This is a genomic window from Actinophytocola sp. NPDC049390 (assembly GCF_044466355.1).
In the GTDB taxonomy this organism is placed as follows: Bacteria; Actinomycetota; Actinomycetes; order Mycobacteriales; family Pseudonocardiaceae; genus Actinophytocola.
On the sequence record NZ_JBITMQ010000052.1, the window covers coordinates 1 to 1126 of the forward strand.

Annotated in this window: 1 protein-coding gene; it reads left to right on the forward strand. The window is 67.3% G+C overall.

The genetic code is table 11. The features are described from left to right. Window positions 1-177 precede the first annotated feature (177 nt). Window positions 178-1044: a C39 family peptidase gene (locus ACIBVP_RS45730; RefSeq protein ID WP_396112829.1), complete on the forward strand. Its 867-nt coding sequence runs from the start codon at window positions 178-180 to the stop codon at window positions 1042-1044. The last annotated feature ends 82 nt before the right edge of the window (window positions 1045-1126 follow it).

Genomic DNA, 1126 nt, shown 5'->3' on the forward strand with positions numbered 1-1126 from the left:
AATGCTCCACATCGGATCCGCTCTGGCGCCATATGGGGTGAGGCATAAGGCGGCAGGCTCATGGAGTCAAGACTCTTCGCGCACGGAAAGACATCGGTTGCTTTCACACAGTGAGAAACGGGGATGTCGTGGCGTTCGTCGGATTCGGGTCATGTCCCTGAACGACGGGAGAACGTCATGAGATGGCGATCATTACTGACAAAGTCGGTACTGGTGCTGGCGATGGTGGCGGGTGCGGTGGCCGGTACGGCCGGGGTGGCGTCGGCCGCCACGGCGACGGTGGGCAACACCGACGGGGACGGGTTGAACATCCGCACCGCACCGACGACCGCCAGCGGGAGTCTCGGGCTCGTGTGGGACGGGCGGGTGGTGGACATCTCCTGCCAGGCGCAGGGGCAGTCGGTGACCAACACGCGGGGCTTCACCAGCAACCTGTGGGACTACGTGCCGGCGCTGGGCGGCTACCTGGCGGACGCCTACATGGCCACCGGCTACGACTACCGCATCCCAGGAGTGCCGGACTGCGGCCAGACCTCTGGCGACCACGTGCCGGTGTCGCAGTTCCAGGGCCAGCCGAACCAAGGGGAGGACTGCGGCCCGACCAGTGTCGTCACCGCGTTGCTGGCGGCTGGTGTGACGCCGCGGTCGTGGAACTCGTCGAACCCGGTCTACGCGATCAACCGTGCCCGGGCCGACATGGGCTACGACCCGTCGTGGAACGACCCGAACCAGTTCGGCACCAACGAGTCCGACGTCCGGCGTGCACTCGCGGCGAACGGCGTGTCGGCGACGGTGGTGTTCGGTGACTTCGACCGCCTGCTGTCGCACGTGCGGGCGGGTGGACCGGTGGTGATGGCGGGGAACATGAAGGACCTGCCATGGTCGGGTAACGACGTGCCGCACTTCCTGACCGTCGCTGGCTACGAGGGCGGCCAGTACCTGGTGCTGGACCCGGCTTCGGAGCCGATCGTCTACCGGACCTCGGCCACCGTCCTGGCCGCGTACTGGGACAACTACCTCGGCCGGGCAGGCGTCATGTTGTGATCCAGCGCGGGGCCGGACCGTCGTGGTCCGGCCCCGTCAGTCCTTGTGGAACGGTCAGCGTCAAGCCGCCCTTCGTCCCGGC